This is a genomic window from Acidisarcina sp., assembly GCA_035539175.1.
GTDB lineage: Bacteria > Acidobacteriota > Terriglobia > Terriglobales > Acidobacteriaceae > JANXZS01.
Window position 1 is genome coordinate 235,015 of record DATLIY010000003.1, and the last position, 19,864, is coordinate 254,878.

Below are 19,864 nucleotides of genomic sequence, written 5' to 3' on the forward strand. Positions count from 1 at the left end.
TTCGCAACAAGTGTATCCAAAGCATGGGGAAGCAGGCACTTGAAAAGACATGGTTCTCAAACGCGCCGTCATCAACGTTCGGTCCCATTGGCTTTTAGGCTTGCCTCCATGCCTTTTGTGCACATTGTCGGCTCATTCCAATGTCGCTTGCATTGTACCGTACCGTACGGTACTGTAGCCATGGAGACCATGCCGCAAGGCGTGAGATCTCCCTCGAAAGAAGAAGAAGAGGAGCAATATGAGTACATTGGAGGCGGCTTGCGGGCAGCAGCGGAACCAGAAGTGGAACCGGGACCACGAGATCGTTTCCCGGGTCCAACGTGGGGATCACGGAGCTTTTGACGAACTTGTGGTGCGCCACGAAGGCAAGCTGCGCAGCATCGCCTTGCGGCTCACGGGAAGCCCCTACGACGCCGAGGATGTCGTGCAGCAATCCCTGATGAAGGCATTTGAAAAGATCCGGAATTTCCGGGGCGATTCGCAGTTTTCCACTTGGGTCACCCGCATCGTGATGAATGAAAGCCTCATGTTTTTAAGGCAGCAACGGCGGGATTCCTGCTGCCGTAATCCATTGATCGATGAAGATGGCGAGGTGCTACCCGAGGCGGAAGTGGTCTCCAGGGAATTGGGTCCCGAGTCTATAGCGGAGCGGGAGGAGCTTGCCGTGGTGTTGCGAAACGCGATTCAGGGGCTGCCGAAGGCCTGGAGCGCCGTCATCTTTCTTCATGATATCGAGTCCCGAACCATTGAAGAGACAGCTTCAACGCTGGGAATTACCGTCGCCGCGGCCAAGAGCCGCAGACTGCGTGCCCGGCTGGAGCTAAGGCGCCGTTTGTCGCGACGCGTGCATCACGCAGCGCGGAAATCCGACTCCTAACAGATCGGCCTTCCGCTTTCTTCAGGATGGAAGAGGTTGTGATTCCGCCATCGGATCCATCGACGGGATGCAAGCCAATATGCGCTCCCGGCAAGCCTGCGAAAGTCCCCAAATGTTATACTTCGCTCTAGAATAGGGATCCGGTGAGTTGAGGGTAAGACCTGCCTCCTCGTGGACCGGGCACCTCCAGAGGACTTCCCCGCTATGCCGTCCCGCACTCGTCGTACGCTTTTCTCGCTGGTAGTCTTCTTTACCGCCTGCGGTTTTCTCGGCGCGGTGATCAACAAACGAGTCGATGCACAGTCGGAAGCGGACGAATCCACACTCCGCGACAGCCTGCGTGCATTCACCAGCGTGTACGAGATTGTGGAACAGAACTACGCCGAGCCGATTGACGGGGATAAGCCGGGCAAAGTTGTGTATGACGGTGCCATTCCCGGCATGTTGCGCGTGCTCGATCCGCACTCGAATTTTTACGATCCCAAGGCCTACGCGAAGATGCGCGAGGATCAGCACGGCAAGTATTACGGCGTCGGCATGCTGATCCAGCCGCAGAACAACAAGATCGTGGTCGTCACTCCGTTTGAGGGCACGCCATCCTTTAAGGCAGGAATCCGGCCGGGAGACGTCATTGCGTCGATTGACGGCAAGGTTACGGACAACATGAGCTCCGAAGACGTGGCCAACCTGCTGAAGGGGCCCAAGGGAACCCATGTTCAGGTGACGATGATCCGCGAGGGCGCGGCCAAGCCGCTGGTTTTCGACCTGATCCGCGACGAGATTCCCCACAACAGCATTGATCTGAAGTATGAGGTCCGCCCTGGGGTAGGCTACGTCCACATCACAAATTTCCAGGAGACGACCGGGCGTGAGTTGAACGAGGCTTTGGATAACTTCGGGGATCTGAAGGGGCTGATCCTGGATCTTCGCAGTAACCCCGGCGGTCTGCTCTCCGAAGCTGTTTCCGTCAGCGATAAGTTCCTGCACAAGGGGCAGATCATCGTCTCCCAGCGTGGCCGTGCCTTCCCGGAACAGGTCTATCGCGCGTCGCATGGCAATGGCGGCCGGGAGTACCCGGTGGTGGTGCTGGTGAATCGCGGCACGGCGTCGGCAGCCGAGATCGTCTCCGGTGCCTTGCAGGATCATGACCGCGCGCTGATCGTGGGTGAGACCACCTTTGGCAAGGGTTTAGTGCAGACTGTCTACCAGCTCTCGGAGAACACCGGGCTGGCGCTGACGACGTATCACTACTACACACCCAGCGGCAGGTTGATCCAGCGCAACTACAACGGCGTTTCGCTATACGACTACTACTACAACCACGATGGAGCGCCGCAGCAGCAGGACAACACCAACCGCGAGGTGAAGCTTACCGACTCCGGCAGAACGGTGTATGGGGGCGGCGGCATTACGCCGGATGTGAAGATTGATACTCCGAAATCGACACATTTCCAGGACATCCTGATGGAGCACCAGAGCTTCTTCAACTTCGCCAAGCACTATCTTGCCAATCGCACGGTGGAGAAGAGCTTTGTGGTGGACGATGCGGTGCTATCGGAGTTCCGGCAGTTCCTCACCAGCCAGCAGATCAGCTACACGCCCCAGGACATGAACGCTGTGATGGACTGGGTGAAGACCAACATCAAAGCGGAGATCTTCACTTCGCAGTTCGGCCAGCTTGAGGGGTTGAGGATTCGGGCGGATTGGGATCCCATGATCAACAAGGCAATCGGCTATCTGCCGCAGGCGCAGGCGCTTGAAGAGAATGCCCGCAAGGTTGTCACGCAGAAGGCCAGTATTCGCAGCAGCGCGGACTAGCTTTGAGGAGGGCATAAGCCCTCTGTCAGCAATGAAGGGGAAGGCCATTCCTGGCCTTCCCCTTCTCGTTTTTCCGGCACCATCTGCCTCGCCATCTCATGACCCACGTAGTGTATCCTTGACCGTTCCGTTATAACGAGCCGCGGGTGGCCCATCTTGCGGCCGCACCTCAGGGAGAGTCATGCGTAAATTTCTATGTCTGCTTTTGTTCCTTTGCTCGATCGGCGCTCAGGCCCAGGGAGGATTTGTCCACCGCGAAGGCAAGAACCTGGTGGATGCATCGGGAAAGCCGCTGCTGCTGCGTGGCATCAATCTCGGCAACTGGCTGGTGAACGAAGGCTACATGTTCCGGCTCGACGACGGCCCGCAATCCGGGCGCGAGATCGAAGCCTACTTCAACGAGTTGATCGGCCCGGTCGAAGCGGAAGAGTTCTGGCATGAGTATCGCCAGCAATACATCACCGAGCGCGATATCGACTTGATCCATCGCGCGGGATTCAACTCCGTGCGTATTCCGCTGCACTACAAGTTCTTCCTCCCCGGCAATGAGGAGGGCTTTGCGCTTCTGGACCGTGTGGTGGAGTGGAGCCACAAGGCGGGACTCTACGTCATCCTCGATCTGCACTGTGCGCCGGGCGGCCAGACGGGTACGAACATCGACGATAGCTGGGGCTATCCCTGGCTCTATGAAAGCCCGGAGGAGCAGCAACGCACCATCGCCGTCTGGCAGAGAATTGCCGGGCACTACCGCAACAACCACACCGTGCTGGGATATGACATGCTGAATGAGCCTGTCCCGCACTTTCCTGCGCTGGCGAAGTACAAGCCGATGCTGGAGCCGCTCGAAAAGCGCATCGCGCATGCCATCCGCGAGGTCGATGGCAACCACGTGATCATCGCAACGGGAGCGGTGTGGGACAGCGATTTCTCCGTGCTGGGTGCGCCGTTTGATAACAACATCCTCTACACCTTCCACAAGTACTGGATGCCGCCGGTGCAGGATTCCATCCAGTCTTACGTAGATTTTCGCGAGCGCTACCAGGTACCGATCTGGCTCGGGGAATCCGGCGAAAACAAGGACGAGTGGGTGGCGCAATTTGTCCCGCTGCTGGAGAAGAACAACATCGGCTGGGCCTTCTGGCCGTATAAGAAGATGGACCAGGCCTCATGCCCCGTGACCTTCGACCGGCCTCCTTATTGGGATGAGGTTGTGGCCTATGCGAAGCTGCCGCACGGCTTAGGAAACGTTGAGAAGCTTGTGGCGGCGCGGCCTTCCTTGGAGCACTCCCGTGCCGCATTGAACGGGCTGCTGCACAACATCCGTTACGAGAATACCCGCGTGAATCCTGGCTATCTGAAGGCTCTGGGAGTGGAAGTGCCTGCGAAGTAGCAGTAGCAGGATAGGGTAAACCGGACAAGCTGCCCGGTTTACCCCCGGTTTAACTCGGCCCGGCAGGCTCTCCTGCGGGGTTGCTCGGCCTGCTGGTCAACTGGATCGATTGGGTCTACGCCCCGGGAGGTGCGATCACGCCGCAAGCGATGCGCGCACCGGAGTTGCCGCCTGGATCCGTCATCATATCGTCCACTCCTTCGTGGATGACGATCGATGTTCCGCCATTCGCGAAGACGGAGTTTGCCGCCGATGGCTCCAGCGACAGCGTCTTCACGACAAACGAGCTCTTTTCGGTGCCATCCGCTTTCACCTTCAGGCTGAGGGGAATATCTCCCTCGTGGGAGCCTGCCGGGTTCTTTATCCCATGCTGCTTGCCGCTGGGATTGAAGTGAAAGCCCGAGGTGGCAAACGTCGGTGGATCACACTTGGGAAACTGATGAACGTGAATCGCGTGGTCTCCCGGTGGCAGGTTCATCAGGTCGAGAGTGAAGGTGACTCCACCCTTCTTTTCCGTCAGGGTAATGGTGCCGGCGTCCTTACCGTCGGCGGTCTTCATCTTTACCGTGACAGGTGCAGCCGTGGCGGGCGCAGCAGGATCGGCTTGAAGGGCGGCAGGTAGCAGAACAAATGCGGCAGCAGCAACAGCCAACAAGGGCCTGAATTTCATGGCTATCCTCGAGCCCGGGTTGCAGAGGATCTTTCCCGGCGTACTCAGTTCAGCATACTCACGGTATATCGTGGTAGCACTAGAATTCGTCTGGCTCGGTTTCTACTCATTTTTAGGTAATTCAACCTACATTGAGCACGTAGCACGAAAAGGCCGCGGAGGCAGAAACGCTCCGCGGCCTTTTCGTGCTTCAGGACGGCATGTTAACCGCTAACTTGTCGTCTACTTTGCCGCAGCCGTGATTACGCCGCAAGCGATGCGCGCTCCCGCATTGCCAGCCGGGTCGGTCATCATATCGTCTGCCTGGGCATGAATGACAATCGCCGTTCCGCCATTGAGAAAGAGGGAGTCTGGAGCGTCGGGCTTAAGCGACACGGTCTTCATCTCAAAGGAAGTCTTATCGGTGCCATCCGCTCCCACGGTCAGATTGACCGGAACATCGCCCTCGTGAGGGCCTGCCGGGTTCTTGGTGCCGTGCTTCTTCCCGGAGGGGTTGAAGTGGGGACCGGCTGATTTGAAGTCCGGAGCATCGCACTTGGCGTTCTGGTGGATATGGATCCCGTGCTCGCCCGGCGGCAGATTCTGCAGATTGAGTTTGAAGGCGACCCCTTCCGGTTGCTGAGCCAGGGTCACAGTGCCGGCGTCCTTGCCATCGGCAGTTGTCATCTTCACCACTACCTTGTGGGCTGAGGCGGCGTTCGCGACGGCAGTCAGAGCCATACATGCCGCAGAAACAGCGATCAGCAGCTTTAGTTTCATGTTTCCTCGCAGGCGGGGGCAGAGCGAACCTCCCCGGAGCATTCAGCATACTCGCCCGATTGTTACAGGTGCATCTTCTTGACGGAATTCTTCGTGGGCCGTGAAGGGATCAACTGACGCAGGATTACCGTGCAGACAGCAATCCCCCGAGGAGTTCCCCGGGGGATCGTGTTTCCCTTGCCGTTCAAAACTCGTAGTGAACGCCAAGGGTGTAGAGATTCGTGTGGAAGGCGCGAGGCGCCGTTGGACCGACCGGACCGCCCTCGCCATAGCCGTAGTAGTCCCAGTTGCCGCGGAAGCCCACCCCCCTCGCCACAATCCAAAGTACGTTGACGAAGGGCGTCTGGTACTGCGACCGAAGCGAACCGGGAACCTGCAGCGGATTGAGAGACTCGGTAGTCCCGTCCACTGCATTCATGCGGTAGCCAAAGTGCGACTTCACCTTCGCGTTTGGCGCGTACATGAAATCGATGGAGCCATACTGCGTGGGTTCGTCGTAATATCCGGTTCCGAGATACGTGTTCGTGCCGCAGTCGGCCGGTGCTGTCGCAGAGGCTCCTGCCGGCGGAGTTGAGGCCGAATAACAGATCCCGGTGCGGGTGAAGGCGTCCATGTAGGTGTAGTTGAGGTTGAGCCCATAGTGTTCACTGAACGCGACCTCCGCCCCGATGCCGCCACTGCGACTGTGGTCTGCGTGATGGACAAGGGTCTGGTTGTCGTACCGCTCCAGATCGTCGAACGATCCGCTAACCGTAACAACGCTGTTTGGCGTCCACATCGAGTGAACCTGATAGCGATAGGTCTGGCGCGGGTCAAGTTGCACGTATGCGTTGTCGGCGTAGGAGCCCTCGAACGTAGCGTCGATCGACCACTGGTTTGTCGGATGCAGGATCGCCCCGAGGATGCCGCCGTTTTCGTGGATCGGCACTGTGTACGAAGTTCCGTTGGCAAGGAAGTCGGTGACCAGCGGCATCGCGAACCCGATGGTGCGGGCGCGATAGCGATAGCCCACGGAGAAGTTTGCGCGGCTGGTCGCCTTCCATTCCAGAAGTACGGTGTTGGTCTCCGTCTTCTGGCCAAGGAAGTTGTGCGCGGCGGTAATTACCGCTGGCTGCGGTGCGCCGGCCGGATCGGCCATCGACGGCGTGTTCGGATTCACGTCGTCCATATGATCGATTTCGGAAAGGTAGTTGTCCGCCGGCTGCCGGAAGTTCCAGAAGTCGTATTGCTCCGAAATCGCAAATCGGGGTGAGATCTGCCACACGGCTCCGAAATCGGCGGAAACATTCACCCTCTCTGCCTTGGAATATCCGGTAATGTTCCATCGACGGATGCCGAAGTTGTCCAACCCGTAAAAGGTTTCGTTGAACTGCGGCATCTTCATCCTCGCCCCGGTGTAGCGGACACGTCCGTTCATCTGCAGGTTTTTGATGTCGGAGGATTGGAAGCGGAACTCCTCCGTCGGGAACAGGGTCCGTGTGGGCGAGTAGCGCGTGAACTGCTGCAGCCCGGCGCAGGTGGGGTTGGCCGTTGGCGGGTTGGTGGTGCTGTCCAGGATGGGTGGGTTGCCGTCGTTGCACGAAGGCACCGTGACCTGGTCATAGCCAAGCGTGACCGGGCCTCCGCCGTTGGGCAGTTGCAGAGTAGGAGTCACGAGCCGGTAGTTCGTGTCGCCTTTGTAATGCACAATTGTTTCCTGGAACGTGAGGATGGTCCGTGGCCGGAGCTTCCAATCAACGGCCCCAAACCATGTGTCGGTGCTGTTGCGCCAGTTCTGCAGGAACTGCGATTCCGCGCCGGCGTGGATCGAGCTGAAACTTGGTCCCTGGTTGATGTTTTGCGAGTACCCGGCCCGGTAGATGAGCCGTGAGAGCGGCATGAGGGTCAGGTTGGTGTCTGTCATCCGCCGCACCGTGTTGTAGAGATGCGGCGAATGCTGCACCTGCGGAAAGGTATAGCCATTCGACGTCACTCCCGCAGGAATCAATGGATTATCGAGCAGGTTGTAGTCGAAGTACTGCCGGTTGCGCCGGAAGAATCCCTGAAAATCGTAGAGCTTGCCCTTCGACATGCGCAGTACTGTGGCATTTTGCGGGTCGCCGCCGTAACCCGTGTTCGTCAGCAAGAGACTGTCGTACAAGCCAAAATGCTTAGCGCCAGGCACCGCGTCCATTTGCAGGGACTGCTGTAGTATCCGCGTGCCGCTGTGCAGGTTGACCAGCGTATCGTACATCGACGGGCTGCCGGATTCATCGGCGATGCGGCCACCGAAATCGATGGATTGACGGACGGCAAAGCCGTCGCGAATGGTTTCCTTCGCCGGTTGCGGTGTTTGCGCCGCCGCGTACGAAGCACACAGAAGAGCGCCCGCTCCCAGGACCGAGAAGCACCGGAGGACTGCAGAGCCGGAGAGCAGGGAGGACATAGACAGGCAAAATCTGGATCGCATTACCGTTCTCCTTTTCTCACCGGAAGAAGTTGTAGGCCGTGTTCGAGCCGTGAATCTGCGTGTGGCACGTCGTGCACGAGACATACTGCGTGGACTGGTTATGCACCGGTCCGCCCTGTTCGGAGCTGGCGTTCGGGAACTTGGCGAGATTGACCGAGGAGTGGCACTGCAGGCAGAGCGTGTTGACGTTGCTCACCCGCAGCATGCGCGGATTGGGCGAGCCGTGAGGCGAGTGGCAGGCCATGCATCCGCTCGTCTTCACGACCGGGTGCTCATAGGCGAACGGTCCGGCGGTGTCGGCGTGGCACTTCGTGCAGACCGCGCTCTGGTCGGCGGTCGAGCGCAACTGCGTGTCCTGGAATGTGCCGTGCGGGTCGTGGCAATCCGAGCACTTGATCTGGCCGTTGTTCACCGGATGGTGGAATGCCTGGTCAAAGGCAGCCCGCTCTTTTTTGTGGCAGGTGTAACAGAGGTTTGGCTGGTCGAGCGTAAGCAGATTGGCCTTGCTTGTGGCCTGATGCACGCTGTGGCAGTTCAGGCATCCCACGCCGTTCTTAGCGTGTCTGGAGCGCTCGAAGTTGGCGTGCTGGCCGGAGTGACAGCTCAAGCAAACCTCGTCCGACTGCTTTTTGGAGAGTGTCTTGAATGAGCGAATCTTTGATACGTCGCCACCGCCGTCCACGTGCGCCTTGCCCGGTCCATGGCAGCCTTCGCAGGTGACGCCTTGGCTGCCGTGCTCGAGAGCGAGCCGGGCGTGGGGGTTAAACCCAAATTTTTTCGAGACCTCTTCATGGCACGCAGTGCAGGTCTCGGAACCGACATAGTCGGTCGCAGTGACCTGAGTCGCGCTTTGAGAGGCACCAGGTTTGAGTTGTTTGCTGGCTTGCTGAGCCGGCGCTGGTCTCCCTAATGACAACAGAAGAAGCCCGAATAATATGCAACGCACGGCACGTCTCATGCGCATTCACCTCACGGAGCGAGCTTGTATTGAAATTGCCCGCATCATACTCGGCGTGCTCGAGCAAAAAGGTGATAAGCAACACAAAATAAAACATTTACGGGAATCGCGACTGACGTGTGAGGATCGACAGCATTGGTCGGTAACGGATTGTGATCCAGGCGTCTGAAGAGCCACGATGGGGAGGGGTTTTAGGAGATTCCGGTAAGGTGGATCACCTCTGAGAAATCCGGCGTCGGCGCACTTCTTTCGCCAACAATTGCCATTTCCAGCGCCTGCTTTGGTCCTGCGAAGCAGTTTTTAAGTAGGAGAGTTCTTGACCGGCGCGAAGAGCCAAGGAGGCTCATTCGGATCAGTTTTTTGGCACGAATGCCAGTCATTTCTCTAAGCACTACTCTCACGTTCGCATGGAAGCGATGCGGAACGCGCTGGAGGGATTCAAGGGAGACAAAGGAGGGGATGGGTCCTTGGCTTCGCTCTGGATGACGGCGACAGAAAATGAGGAGGAGATGGAGCGTATGCCGCAAGTTGCTGAATTTTTTGGTGGACCAAAATACTGAGATTTTGAACCAAATCTCGGCTAAATCTCGAGAATTGGAAATATTAAACGCGACTATCATGCAGATTCTAAAAGAAAAACCAGACACAGGCTCAAACGTGGCTGTAGGTAATGACGCCGGGCTGGAGAGAGATGTATTGGGTTACGACACTCTATTGACGGCAAAGCCTTCCTCAGAGCGCGATCCGAAATCCTCGATAACTCAGTCCTGGGCCAATGAGCAAGATTTACGAACGACAGAGCCGTCAGGGTCAGGTGAGATTTCAATACCTGCAGACGATTCTGGACCGACTGTAACCATACCCAACAGAAGACTGGACTCTTGAACATTACCATCCACGGATGAGAGCATCGTCGGCCCCGTTCAAAGTGAAAGGGGAGACCGACCTTTTATTCGAGACTCTTTTGGCATTCTCCGGAAACCATCTGCCAAATACGATCGGGTGCGCCTGTCCCAGGAAGTCTGGGAGGTCCCAATGACAACTTTGGCTCTCCAATATCGCGTATCCGCTAGCGCCGTACAGAAAGCATGCAGCAGGCTCGAAGTACCGACTCCGCCAGCAGGTTACTGGAAGAGGAGTGCTTCAGCGCGACAACTGGTGCCTCGCCCCGAACTCCCTAAACTTAATTTCGTTCAGGGAGACTACAGCCGTGGCTATGTCCTTGAGGAACGGGCGCAAATTTTGGCTCAGGTGGCTCAGGAGGTCTCAGGTGGGAAGAACCTGGCTCAAGCCTGCCGAAACGCTGGAATTACTTACCAGACGTACCGACGCTGGTACTCAGCGCATTCCGAGATGGTAGCGTGCGAGGCTCAGGTGGGCGTGTCCGTGAGGCCGGAAACTGAGCAAGGCTCATTTGAGTCGGCAAAAGCTGACGCGGAGCTCTGGGGAGTTGCTCCCGATTCCCAATCTCATAGTGTTCCAGAATCGGACCGCTCCGGGGCCAACCCTTCGCACTGCATTTCCCTTCATGAATTCTCGAAAGTGGAGGGGCAGACCGTTCTTGAGGTGGAAATGAATGCTGGTGCTGTTCCAGCGAAAGGCTTGTCCGATGAAAGGTTTTCGGTTGTGCGCGTCTCGGAACGGCTCATCCGTGCTCATGACCGGGAAGCATTGTATCGGGAAGTCTGGAGTAAACCGATGTCAGAAGTCGCGAAAGATTATGGCGTTCTGACCACAACGATCTGGAGAAGATGCAAGAAGCTACATGTTCCCATTCCGCCTGCCGGGCATTGGCAGAGGTTGGCAAGCGGATTTCCTTCGCAGCAGCAACCACCGTTACCCTTAATCGAGATTGTCGGAAAGCAACAGAGACAATGGAGAAGCAATGCATATTCCTTTGAAGAAATCATCAAGATTTCGAAGAGGATCTCTGAAGGTGTTTCAACTGGCCTATCGCTTTACGAGGCGTGCTGGAAGGCCGGTATTCCAATTTCGACTTATCGTCGATGGCGCAAGAGGTCAACGCGCTTCGGAGATGCATTTGGTCTGGTGGAGTTTCTTCCTTTGAATCGCGTTTCTATAAGAAGGCACGGATCTGTACGCACCATAGAGGAAAAGGCGGCCATTCTCGGAGAAATTGACGATGCACGCCGTGGCGGCGAGTTGCTGCACGTTGCGCTCGGAAAGGCCGGCATCTCGGTGAATTCCTACCATCGGTGGCGGGCCCAACTGGCAAAATAGCTCTATTTGAGATCGGGGCATTCCGACCTTGCCTTGCCTACAGAAACCGCCTACATGAGTGAGTTGGCGATGAATCATTCTTTGGGGGACTGTATGAGAAGCCAAGGGTAGTGAACCGCCAAATCAATACGAACCACTTGACTTCCAGTTTGCCAACTGCAGGAATTCAGACAATCCGTCCAAATGATAAACTCACCACAATTCCGACGTTGCACCCTGATTTGCATGCACACGAAGTCTACACACCTTCGTCGGGCAGGAACGGGAGTTTTCGATGATGCAATGGTTATCGCAGGTGGATGCTGAAGCCAGACTTAAAGTTCAAACAAACCCAGAAGCTCTTATTCGCTTATTTGCAATTTCTCGGTTTCTCAAGAATGCATTCTATCCTGCGGACTTTGAATTGACGGATGAATGGGAGTCCGCTGTCGTGCTATCCGAGGAAGGAAGAACGATTGCATCTGAGCTCGAGAGAGAAGGGGTTTTAGATTCAGTTCGACTTGCTGCCTTCACGATGCTTCGAATGTTCGCGTTTCGGGACGTGTTGATTGACATTGGATGCGATATGGAACGAATTGTCACTTTCCTCAGTCGCATGCTTCACTCCGGAGGCGTACGCTGGCCATATGTCTATGGACATACGTTGTACGATAAGTTCCAAGACACTTATCAAGGAAATCGAACGGATTTCTTGGAAGCGGATCACGTACGAAATCTACTTAGCGGAACGGCCCAAGGAGTGTTCCAGGTTGGCCCTCTTCTCTCGGGGCCGCTTGGACTTCTGGAAAGTGCAGATTGGCGTATCGTGCCACCGACTCTTCATCTCCCCCTATGGCATTGTTCAGATCCCGGGTGCGGATCTCTGCATTTGGTCAAGGCGCATCAATACCAGACACCTACAGAGGTCGGATTTCTGCGCGCATGTCGCCACCTGGAGGACCGGTATGGACCGGAATCCGAATGGTCGGGGCCGAGCGCGAGCATCTGCTCCGAGCGATTCGCGAGTTGCCCCTCGGATTGCGTCAGACAATATCGCTCTCTCTGGAAGGGCTTTCCACCAGCGAGATTTCGGAGGTTCTTGGCATCACCGAAAACAATGTGGCAGTTCGACTAAACCGAGCTCGCGCTACTTTGCGCGAACGCATGAGGAGAAAGTGAAGATGTCCGACCCAGAGATGGAGACGTGGAGTGAAGTATGGTCAGCCGACGAAACCTCAACAAGGGAAATCGATGTGGCTAAGGCAATTCATCGGCATCAGATGCGTTCCTCGTTGAAGCTGGCGGCCAATGTGGTCTTCGGTTTCATCCTGATCGGTGGAAGTTTAGTTGTGGCTCGGCTCATGCATAGCCGCGAGATTGTCGTCTGGGCGGTAGTGGTGTGGATGGCTACGCTGGTGGCACTCTTTCTCGCTCTCATGGGATGGCGAAAAGAACGGATCACGCCGACGGAGACGGTCCGTGATTATGCCGCCATCTTTCAACGGAAGGCTCTTGCGGACAGGTGGAGGGCGCGCACAGCAGCGTTACTTCTTCTTATTTTGTTCTGCATTTCGTGTGCGTGGCTGACGGCGGATGTTTTCTTCCACCGCATGGAATACCCGCAGTATGGAAAGGCAATCGAGTTTTTGGTCCTGGTTTCCGTGATGTGGGGTGGTGGCTTGTTGTGGTTATGGAACAGATCGAATGTCGTCTTGAAGAATATGGCTGCAGACGAGAGCGAGGATGCTTTGATTACATCCATCAATGGGTAATGAGAAGTCGGCCTGCAGGGAGTAGCCCGCTCCCTGCCAAATGTTCTTAAGTTGTGAGAACAGGCCAATGCGCTCATCCAGCCAGCCTCGATGAGCACCTCGGCGATTTGCACTAAGCCGCTAGCGCGGCAGGGGATGCCTTTGTGGCATTTGGATAGAGTGTTGGACACCCGAGGAGGTGTCCATGACTCATCTACGTCAGCGCATGCAGGAAGATCTCCAGCTGCGCAACTTCTCCGAACGCACCGTTCGCCACTACACCCACACCGTTGCCGAGTTCGCGAAGTACTTCCACAAGTCACCCGATCAACTCGGTCCTGAGCATGTGCGCACGTTCCTGCTGCATCTGCTCAACGAACGCAAGCTTGCATGGGGAACGATTCAGGGCGCGCGATCGGCGCTGAAGTTTCTCTATACGAGGACGCTGAAGCAGACTTGGTTTGATCAGGAAGTCATCAAGCCCAAGATACGGCGCAAGCTGCCCACCGTCTGGAGCCGCGAGGAAGTCCGCGCATTGCTGGACGCGGAGATGAACACCAAGCATCGCGCGCTGCTCGCCCTGTACTACAGCGCCGGTCTCCGTTGCCAGGAAGCGCTCGATCTGAAGGTGACCGACATCGATAGCAAGCGGATGGTGATCCACGTCCGCGAAGGCAAGGGCAAGTTTCCGCGTCAGGTGATGTTGTCCCCGAAGCTGTTGGAGATCCTGCGCATGTATTGGCGCTGGCGCAAGCCCAAGGAGTGGCTGTTTCAAGGGAAACGGCCGGGAGGGCCGCTTAAAGCGAACGCAGTTCGTGTCGTCTGTCAGAAGCTGCGCAAGCAGTTGGGCATCAGGAAGCCGCTAAGCCCGCACGTGCTGCGCCACTCGTTCGCGACGCATCTGCTGGACGCGGGCACCGATCTGCGCAGCATTCAACTGCTGCTCGGTCATCGCGATCTCGAGACGACCTCACGATACCTGCATGTATCCGAAGCCCGGCTGCGTTCCACTCCAAGCCCGCTTGATGATCTGCCGATTCAGATGCGCCCAACCGCGCAGGGAGGCCACAGGACAGCATGACAGGACATCGGCTCGAAGTGGCCGATGTCTTCCGCGGTTTTCAGGAGCAGTTCTTCCAAGGCTGGCGCCACGCACTGTCGGACCAGCAACGGAAGGTGCTGCGCGATATCGGTCTGTGCCGCACAGCCGGGCTGGGCACTCATCTGGAACGCTGCGATCGATGCAGCTACGAAACGCTGGCATACGACTCGTGCCGCAATCGGCACTGTCCCAAGTGCCAGTCTTCAGCGCGCGATCGATGGCTGCTCAAGCAGGCTGCCAGCCTGCTGCCGGTGTCCTACGTCCACGCAGTCTTCACCGTCCCGGAACAACTGGCGCCCATCGCACTGCGCAACCAGAAGGTCTTCTATTCGATGCTGTTTCGCGCAGCTTCCGAGACCCTGTTGGAGATCGCCGCGGATCCACGGCACCTTGGCGCGCACATAGGCATCCTTGCCGTTCTTCATACCTGGAGTCAGAACCTCCAGTTCCATCCCCATCTGCACTGTCTTATCCCTGCTGGGGGGCTGGCTCCCGATCACTCCAACTGGGTGGCTACGAGACGCCACGGCTTCTTCCTCCCAGTGCGCGTGCTCAGCCGCATGTTCCGTGGCAAGCTGCTCAGCTTTCTGAAGCGAAGCTACCGCAGCGGCGAGCTATGTTTCACCGGCAAGGTAGCTGCACTGTCCTCCCCGCGCACCTTCTACTCGCTGCTCGGAAGCCTGAGACGGAAGGAGTGGGTGGTCTACTCCAAGCCTCCTTTCGGCGGACCCGAGCATGTGCTGAAGTATCTGGCACGCTACACGCATCGGGTCGCCATCTCTAACGGAAGGATGATAAGCATCGAGAACGGTCAGGTGCGCTTTCGCTGGCGCGATTCGCGGCACGGCAACCGCAGCAGCACCATGAGGCTCGAGGCTACCGAGTTCATCCGGCGCTTCCTTCTCCACGTCCTGCCCTCCGGTTTCGTGAAGATTCGGCACTTCGGCCTGCTTGCCAACCGGAACCGACGGCGCGCGCTGGCCCTATGCCGAGCTCATCTCCGCTCCACGCAGACCGACCTCACCAGACTGCTTGACGAGCGACAGCGATCCGCGTTGAACCGAGCCTGCCCCCAGTGTCGATGCGGGACTCTCCAGGTCGTGGCCCGTGCAATCGCCGGTCAGCAGATCGGCAGCATAACTCCAACTCACCCTGCAGCCGTCGACTCCTCCTGAGAATCGATGCTCACTTTCATGCCAACTCGATCAGGCGCGCTCACGGCATCTCCATCAGCCCTTCGCGAACGTGCGCTTCGAAACAGCTCGCCATCCGTCAGCGAAGCGAGCGCAAACACAACCCGAGTCGAGACTGCCCTTGATGAGCACCCAACCAGGCATCCGCACCAACGGATCCCTCGCGGAATCGGCCGCATCGGCTCCCTGCAGAGTCCATCCAATCCCCATACATCCACCGCGCTAGCGGCTTAGCGCAAATCGCCGTACCAACACCGCTCCGCCGGAAGCTTCTCCGAACTCGAGGAATCCCTGCCTGCGGAGCGCTGTCGATACGGCACTAGAGATTTGGCACTCGTCGGCAAGCCGCGCGAGATCGCGGGACCGATCCCTGTTTTCAGAGACCTATTCGGGTTTGCGAGCGGATTGCCCGTTCTGTGAATGGTTTGGCCGTGTGCCGCGAAGTGTGTTTCTCCCTGTTCTGAAGGGAGTAAGTTTCGGGAGTACTTCCGGACGCGTTGCTTGATGTAAACCGAGAGGTGCGACGCTGCGGAGCCCAGGGTCTAAGATGCGAGACTTGGGGCACACGCGAGGTCACCCAGTCAAACGTACTATTAGCGCGTGTAGTGCGAGAGAGATGCCCGTGATGACTGCTAGTACAAGAGCGCTCAATATTGGAATAACGAGAAGCACGCTGAGGCGATACTTCCAAAGAGGGGGATCGGGTCGGGAGAGCGTACTCGCTCTCGAAGTCTTATCTTCTGGCGGAAAAAGCGTTACTGGGATGTTAGGCGATAGGACTCTATCCGCGTTCGCATATCCAACCACGTGAAAGAGCTGCACCGGAATAGTCTTCATGTATATATACAGCTGCCAGATGGAGGCCCAAAACCAGAACGAACGGATGGGGGGTACTTCAGGTGCCAACAGGAAGAGCGTGAAGGCTGTACATACGGCAAGCTGTGGGTAGAAGCCGTATGCGCCGTCTAGGTAGAGAAACGCTCGGGCAGCGTGTGTTCGCGAGCTTCGGCTCCTGTCCCCCTTCCATAGGCTTGCTCTGCCGATGACATATGCCGAAAGCATGAGGATAAATGGCACGGAAAAGGTTTGTACCATTTCCGAAATCTTGTCTAACGTTTCTGGTTCGTCCGTCGGGATGGGTAGACCGACCAGATGCTTCACCACGCGAACAGCAAGCGGGAGAACAATCGCCGGAAGCCCGCAAATCGTGCTTTGTAATAGATTGAATTGCCAAGGCCCTAGATGTCCTTCCTTCTCTAGCCTTTGCTTGCCATAATCGAACAACGGCTCCTCAGTTAAAATTGCATTGCGAGTCTTCCAGAATCTGGTCAGATCATTAAGCTTGTTAAGCGGTTCGAAGAGTTCTGAAGCGCCGTCGCGGTCGTTCGCTGTTTCAGCGGCTCGCTCATGAGTGTTGTCCGGCATTGAATTCTCCTAAGTTCTCGCCGCCAAGTGTTGCTTTAGAGGCGATTGGAATCAATCACGCAAAACAGCACCTTGAGATCTTTTTCGGCAATGTAGCCCGAAGCTTTCTCATTCGAGTTTCTTACCGTGTTGGACTTCTACGACCGAATTGTACTCAAAAGTCGGCCACGTCCCGCGATTCATGAACAACCTGAATCTCAGCTGTTGCCAACAGGCCGAGTCACTCATTGGCGATCTTGCAGTCGAGTCATTAATTCATCGCTTGCGAGGTTCGAATCATGCCGAAAATTGGCGTTTTCGATGTAGGGATTTTTGTAGGGACTAGAGTTAAAAATGAAGCGAAATTCTGGGCAGTCCCTACATTTCAGTTGTGGCAACTAGGATTAAGTAAACCATTTATAAAAGGCAATATAGAGTAATCTTGAGCAACGCTGAAAGGTGCAAATGTCTAGCTGTCCGCCGTCACGCTCGCAGAAGAAAAAGCAGAGGAAGGCGTGGATAAGGCATCCGGAGACGCATCCGCCTCCTCAGAAGAAGAAGTCGGAGAGACGGTCAGCTAGCTCGTTGATGCGGCTGCAGCCTCATGTTGGCCTCGCCCCACGGAGCCTTCTATTACCAAAGCTCAGCCGCGCATTAGCCTCACGCAGTTCGATTAGGTTGCGGATGGGATCGTCGTAAGCGTGTTCGAATACGGGCCGGCTAATCGTAATCGTGCGCGACCGATCACTCCTTTTCGCAGGAGGATCGTCCATTCGAAAACTCAGAACGTTCGTAAAATATGCCTGGCAGGCAACACTGCAGGTTGGTGCCCCGACTCTCGACTCACGCGACAGGCAGGTGCGGTCCCTCTCCTAACTTCGGCCGTTGGCGCTGCGCCACTGCAGAGTACATTGTGCCGCCAAAGAGTGAAGGTCGTGTTGCCAGCCTCTCGATGCTCTCTACTCCAACCCCGCTGAAGAGTTGACTGAGCTTCTCGAAACCAACTGGATAGGGCCCCCATCTGTTCGGCTTGGACCGCTCGTACTCCACGACGAGGAAACGATCGGTCACAGTCAAAAGCCTTCTCAGCAGCGGCCGCTGTTCGCGGACGAAATGCAGAGTGTTCGCCATGAGGACGCCATCCACCGTGGGCAATCGAAGAGTTGAACTCTCAATATCCCCGACGATTTTGCGGATCTCTGCATCTTTGTGCCGGTCTGGAATTCCCTCCAGAGCGCTCGCGTCGAAATCGACAGCATAGACGGTGCTGCCCGGAGCGAGTAGCTGAGCCAGGGCTCGTGTGAAGGTTCCTCTCCCTGAGCCAAGATCACACCAGGATTGAGGCCGGTCCCATTCCACGAGGGGCGTATGAATGAGTGCCGCAGCCTCATCGATCTTCATCTCTTCACTCTACGTTATCGAGAAGGGGAGGCTGACAATCGCTCAGACGTGGCGCAGGCACGTTTGCCATTTTCCCCTTTCCGATCCTTCATACTAACCAGCCTCTTGTAGCTGTTGAAACGGCCTTCCGGGCTAGTAGACGCAACCCAAGCACACTCAGCAACTACTCGAGAAAGCGAGTATTACCTTCGTAATTTATATACCAGTGGTATATGCCGATAATACATATGTGCGGCGATGTTTAGACTTGCGCCGGCACAGCTGAGCCCAGGCCCAGCATTTCCGGATCTTTGAAAACTGAATCAAGATTTTAGGCCCGAACGGTCTCGCTCGGAAGTTTAGCTGTTTCTTCCAGAAAATATGGGAATTGTTCGCTTGATCTACCTGGCGGGCGGCAGTGTTCCCGCTACAGTCTCTGCCATACGACCGTAACGGCCTCAAACGATCTGCTTCCCAATCTTGCAAACAAGACCCTTATGTTCCTGCACTGGCGCACACGAAAGGAGATGACTTACGCCAGCGCACCGAGACAGCTGCCGAGACGCAATCGGAGATGCCGTGGCCCAAGGAGCAGGGCATCAGCGTATCCGCGCGATCTCGACAAATTTTTCCTGAGGAGGATCAACGCGCTTCGTGAATTCAGAACTGAAATCTGAGCGCAGAGACGTATCTATGAGCGAATGTAAGCTACCTGAGGTTTGTCGCAAGAGCTATGCCCCCGCAACAGAGTTAACGGGGGCGACAAGTTTGAAGGACAAGCATGATGACAGTCCGAGCAAGACCATAGCTGAATCCGAGCTAATCGAGATCTTCGCCTGCGTCTTCCTAGAGATGACCCCGGACCAAAAGCGACGTGCTTTGGAACCCGGTCAACAAGCAGCCTAACTGACACAGATTGGAGATCAATATGGAGAAAGCTATCTTCTACGTGAGAGTGTCCTCCAACCAACAAACACAGAACGCCGAGATCACGGAGAACAAAGGCAGTAAGAACCACACCTCTCTGCAGCAAGGGCCTGAGAACAAACAGGCAGACGAACCTCTTGGCTTGGAGGGTCAAGAAAGACAGTGCCGGGCATACTGCGAAAGGATGGGGCTGACACTGGTCAACAAGAACATTGATTAACGTCCGGATCGGAACGAGTACGAGGTCAACATGGAGAAAACGGTTTTGTACAAGAACTTCTTCAACGGTGAGCAAGCTAAGCTCGCCTTGAACATGGGGGTCATAGACGATAGACGCCGGTGGATATTCTCTCAGCTACGGTCTACCTGTGATGAGGCGGCAGAGTGATGAAGGTCCAACGATCTTTGAGAGGTGAAAACGCCGTTATCTATCTGAGGGTATCAACGAAGGAGCAGGCGGAAGATCCTCATAATCTGGAGAACCAGGAGAAGCGCTGCCGGGCATACTGCCAGCAGATGGGCCTGAACGTATTGCATGTGTTCATAGACAGGGGCGAGTCTGGCCGCACCAGCGACAGGCCCGAGTTTCAACGCATGCTGGCGTTCTGTAAGACCGCTCGCAACAATGTGCGGTATGTCGTGGTCCAGGATCTCAGCCGCTTTGCCCGCAATCATCTGGACCAAGCCGAGGCAATCGGCGCCCTGGGTCTCAGCGGTGTCCGGTTGCGGTCTACCTTCGAAAGCAACATCGATGAGACAGCGGCGGGAAAGCTGGCAGCAAACATCTTCGGAGCTTTTAACCAGTACTTTTCCGACGCCCACTCCGAAAAACAGCGTGTCAGGAAACGGGATGCGGTTGCTGCCGGCCGCGTCCCGTGGCGGGCGCCGCTCGGTTACCTCAACGTTCAGAGCAAGGCCGGAGCCAACATAGAGCCGGATCCGGTGCGCGCTCCTCTGATCCTCGAA

Annotated in this window: 14 protein-coding genes; 8 read left to right on the forward strand and 6 right to left on the reverse strand. The window is 56.5% G+C overall.

Annotated features, from left to right (window positions below; all coding sequences use genetic code 11):
• Nucleotides 1-238 precede the first annotated feature (238 nt).
• From VM554_01260 to VM554_01270, 3 genes are all read left to right on the forward strand, one after another.
• Nucleotides 239-877, forward strand: coding sequence for a sigma-70 family RNA polymerase sigma factor (locus VM554_01260; GenBank protein HVJ06989.1), 639 nt, complete (start codon nucleotides 239-241; stop codon nucleotides 875-877).
• A 204-nt stretch (nucleotides 878-1,081) separates the two neighbouring features.
• On the forward strand, nucleotides 1,082-2,695 hold the full coding sequence (locus tag VM554_01265; GenBank protein ID HVJ06990.1) for a S41 family peptidase: 1,614 nt from the start codon (nucleotides 1,082-1,084) through the stop codon (nucleotides 2,693-2,695).
• A 181-nt stretch (nucleotides 2,696-2,876) separates the two neighbouring features.
• Complete coding sequence (locus VM554_01270) at nucleotides 2,877-4,085, forward strand: glycoside hydrolase family 5 protein (protein HVJ06991.1); 1,209 nt, start codon at nucleotides 2,877-2,879, stop codon at nucleotides 4,083-4,085.
• A gap of 115 nt (nucleotides 4,086-4,200) precedes the next feature.
• Here the strand turns inward: VM554_01270 and VM554_01275 are convergent, their stop codons facing one another.
• The 4 genes from VM554_01275 to VM554_01290 all read right to left on the reverse strand — a co-directional run bounded on the left by VM554_01275 (nucleotide 4,201) and on the right by VM554_01290 (nucleotide 8,909).
• Nucleotides 4,201-4,755, reverse strand: a complete 555-nt coding sequence (locus VM554_01275; protein HVJ06992.1) for a superoxide dismutase family protein — start codon at nucleotides 4,753-4,755, stop codon at nucleotides 4,201-4,203.
• A 222-nt stretch (nucleotides 4,756-4,977) separates the two neighbouring features.
• Nucleotides 4,978-5,514 carry a superoxide dismutase family protein gene (locus VM554_01280; GenBank protein HVJ06993.1) on the reverse strand — a complete coding sequence of 179 codons (537 nt, stop codon included), beginning with the start codon at nucleotides 5,512-5,514 and terminating at the stop codon, nucleotides 4,978-4,980.
• Nucleotides 5,515-5,698: 184 nt separating this feature from the next.
• Nucleotides 5,699-7,963, reverse strand: coding sequence for a hypothetical protein (locus tag VM554_01285; protein ID HVJ06994.1), 2,265 nt, complete (start codon nucleotides 7,961-7,963; stop codon nucleotides 5,699-5,701).
• Nucleotides 7,964-7,979: 16 nt separating this feature from the next.
• Entirely contained in the window at nucleotides 7,980-8,909 is a 930-nt protein-coding gene (locus VM554_01290) for a DmsE family decaheme c-type cytochrome (GenBank protein ID HVJ06995.1), read from the reverse strand.
• A 1,047-nt stretch (nucleotides 8,910-9,956) separates the two neighbouring features.
• Between VM554_01290 and VM554_01295 the strand changes: the two genes are divergently transcribed.
• The 4 genes from VM554_01295 to VM554_01310 all read left to right on the forward strand — a co-directional run bounded on the left by VM554_01295 (nucleotide 9,957) and on the right by VM554_01310 (nucleotide 15,169).
• Nucleotides 9,957-11,162: a hypothetical protein gene (locus VM554_01295; GenBank protein HVJ06996.1), complete on the forward strand. Its 1,206-nt coding sequence runs from the start codon at nucleotides 9,957-9,959 to the stop codon at nucleotides 11,160-11,162.
• Between the two features lie 1,160 nt (nucleotides 11,163-12,322).
• The gene (locus VM554_01300) at nucleotides 12,323-12,913 is read left to right on the forward strand and encodes a hypothetical protein (GenBank protein HVJ06997.1); all 591 of its coding nucleotides are present in this window, start codon (nucleotides 12,323-12,325) and stop codon (nucleotides 12,911-12,913) included.
• A gap of 184 nt (nucleotides 12,914-13,097) precedes the next feature.
• Nucleotides 13,098-13,973 (forward strand): site-specific integrase, encoded by an 876-nt coding sequence (locus VM554_01305; protein ID HVJ06998.1) that lies wholly within the window; start codon nucleotides 13,098-13,100, stop codon nucleotides 13,971-13,973.
• Nucleotides 13,970-15,169 carry an IS91 family transposase gene (locus VM554_01310; GenBank protein HVJ06999.1) on the forward strand — a complete coding sequence of 400 codons (1,200 nt, stop codon included), beginning with the start codon at nucleotides 13,970-13,972 and terminating at the stop codon, nucleotides 15,167-15,169. The genes VM554_01305 and VM554_01310 overlap by 4 nt, the downstream gene beginning before the upstream one ends.
• A 591-nt stretch (nucleotides 15,170-15,760) precedes the next feature.
• Here the strand turns inward: VM554_01310 and VM554_01315 are convergent.
• Both VM554_01315 and VM554_01320 read right to left on the reverse strand, forming a co-directional pair.
• The gene (locus VM554_01315; protein ID HVJ07000.1) at nucleotides 15,761-16,612 is read right to left on the reverse strand and encodes a hypothetical protein; all 852 of its coding nucleotides are present in this window, start codon (nucleotides 16,610-16,612) and stop codon (nucleotides 15,761-15,763) included.
• Nucleotides 16,613-17,434: 822 nt separating this feature from the next.
• A complete protein-coding gene (locus VM554_01320; protein ID HVJ07001.1) occupies nucleotides 17,435-17,992 on the reverse strand; it encodes a class I SAM-dependent methyltransferase in 558 nt (185 codons plus the stop codon).
• Between the two features lie 1,311 nt (nucleotides 17,993-19,303).
• Between VM554_01320 and VM554_01325 the strand changes: the two genes are divergently transcribed.
• The coding region (locus VM554_01325) for a recombinase family protein (protein HVJ07002.1) at nucleotides 19,304-19,864 on the forward strand (561 nt) is incomplete at its 3' end.

What these genes read in the sequence shown, in the direction of transcription:
- VM554_01260 (HVJ06989.1), top strand. Translation starts at nt 239, where the DNA reads ATGAGTACATTGGAGGCGGCTTGCGGGCAGCAGCGGAACCAGAAGTGG.
- VM554_01265 (HVJ06990.1), top strand. Translation starts at nt 1,082, where the DNA reads ATGCCGTCCCGCACTCGTCGTACGCTTTTCTCGCTGGTAGTCTTCTTT.
- VM554_01270 (HVJ06991.1), top strand. Translation starts at nt 2,877, where the DNA reads ATGCGTAAATTTCTATGTCTGCTTTTGTTCCTTTGCTCGATCGGCGCT.
- VM554_01275 (HVJ06992.1), bottom strand. Translation starts at nt 4,755, where the DNA reads ATGAAATTCAGGCCCTTGTTGGCTGTTGCTGCTGCCGCATTTGTTCTG.
- VM554_01280 (HVJ06993.1), bottom strand. Translation starts at nt 5,514, where the DNA reads ATGAAACTAAAGCTGCTGATCGCTGTTTCTGCGGCATGTATGGCTCTG.
- VM554_01285 (HVJ06994.1), bottom strand. Translation starts at nt 7,963, where the DNA reads ATGCGATCCAGATTTTGCCTGTCTATGTCCTCCCTGCTCTCCGGCTCT.
- VM554_01295 (HVJ06996.1), top strand. Translation starts at nt 9,957, where the DNA reads ATGACAACTTTGGCTCTCCAATATCGCGTATCCGCTAGCGCCGTACAG.
- VM554_01300 (HVJ06997.1), top strand. Translation starts at nt 12,323, where the DNA reads ATGTCCGACCCAGAGATGGAGACGTGGAGTGAAGTATGGTCAGCCGAC.
- VM554_01305 (HVJ06998.1), top strand. Translation starts at nt 13,098, where the DNA reads ATGACTCATCTACGTCAGCGCATGCAGGAAGATCTCCAGCTGCGCAAC.
- VM554_01310 (HVJ06999.1), top strand. Translation starts at nt 13,970, where the DNA reads ATGACAGGACATCGGCTCGAAGTGGCCGATGTCTTCCGCGGTTTTCAG.
- VM554_01315 (HVJ07000.1), bottom strand. Translation starts at nt 16,612, where the DNA reads ATGCCGGACAACACTCATGAGCGAGCCGCTGAAACAGCGAACGACCGC.
- VM554_01320 (HVJ07001.1), bottom strand. Translation starts at nt 17,992, where the DNA reads ATGAAGATCGATGAGGCTGCGGCACTCATTCATACGCCCCTCGTGGAA.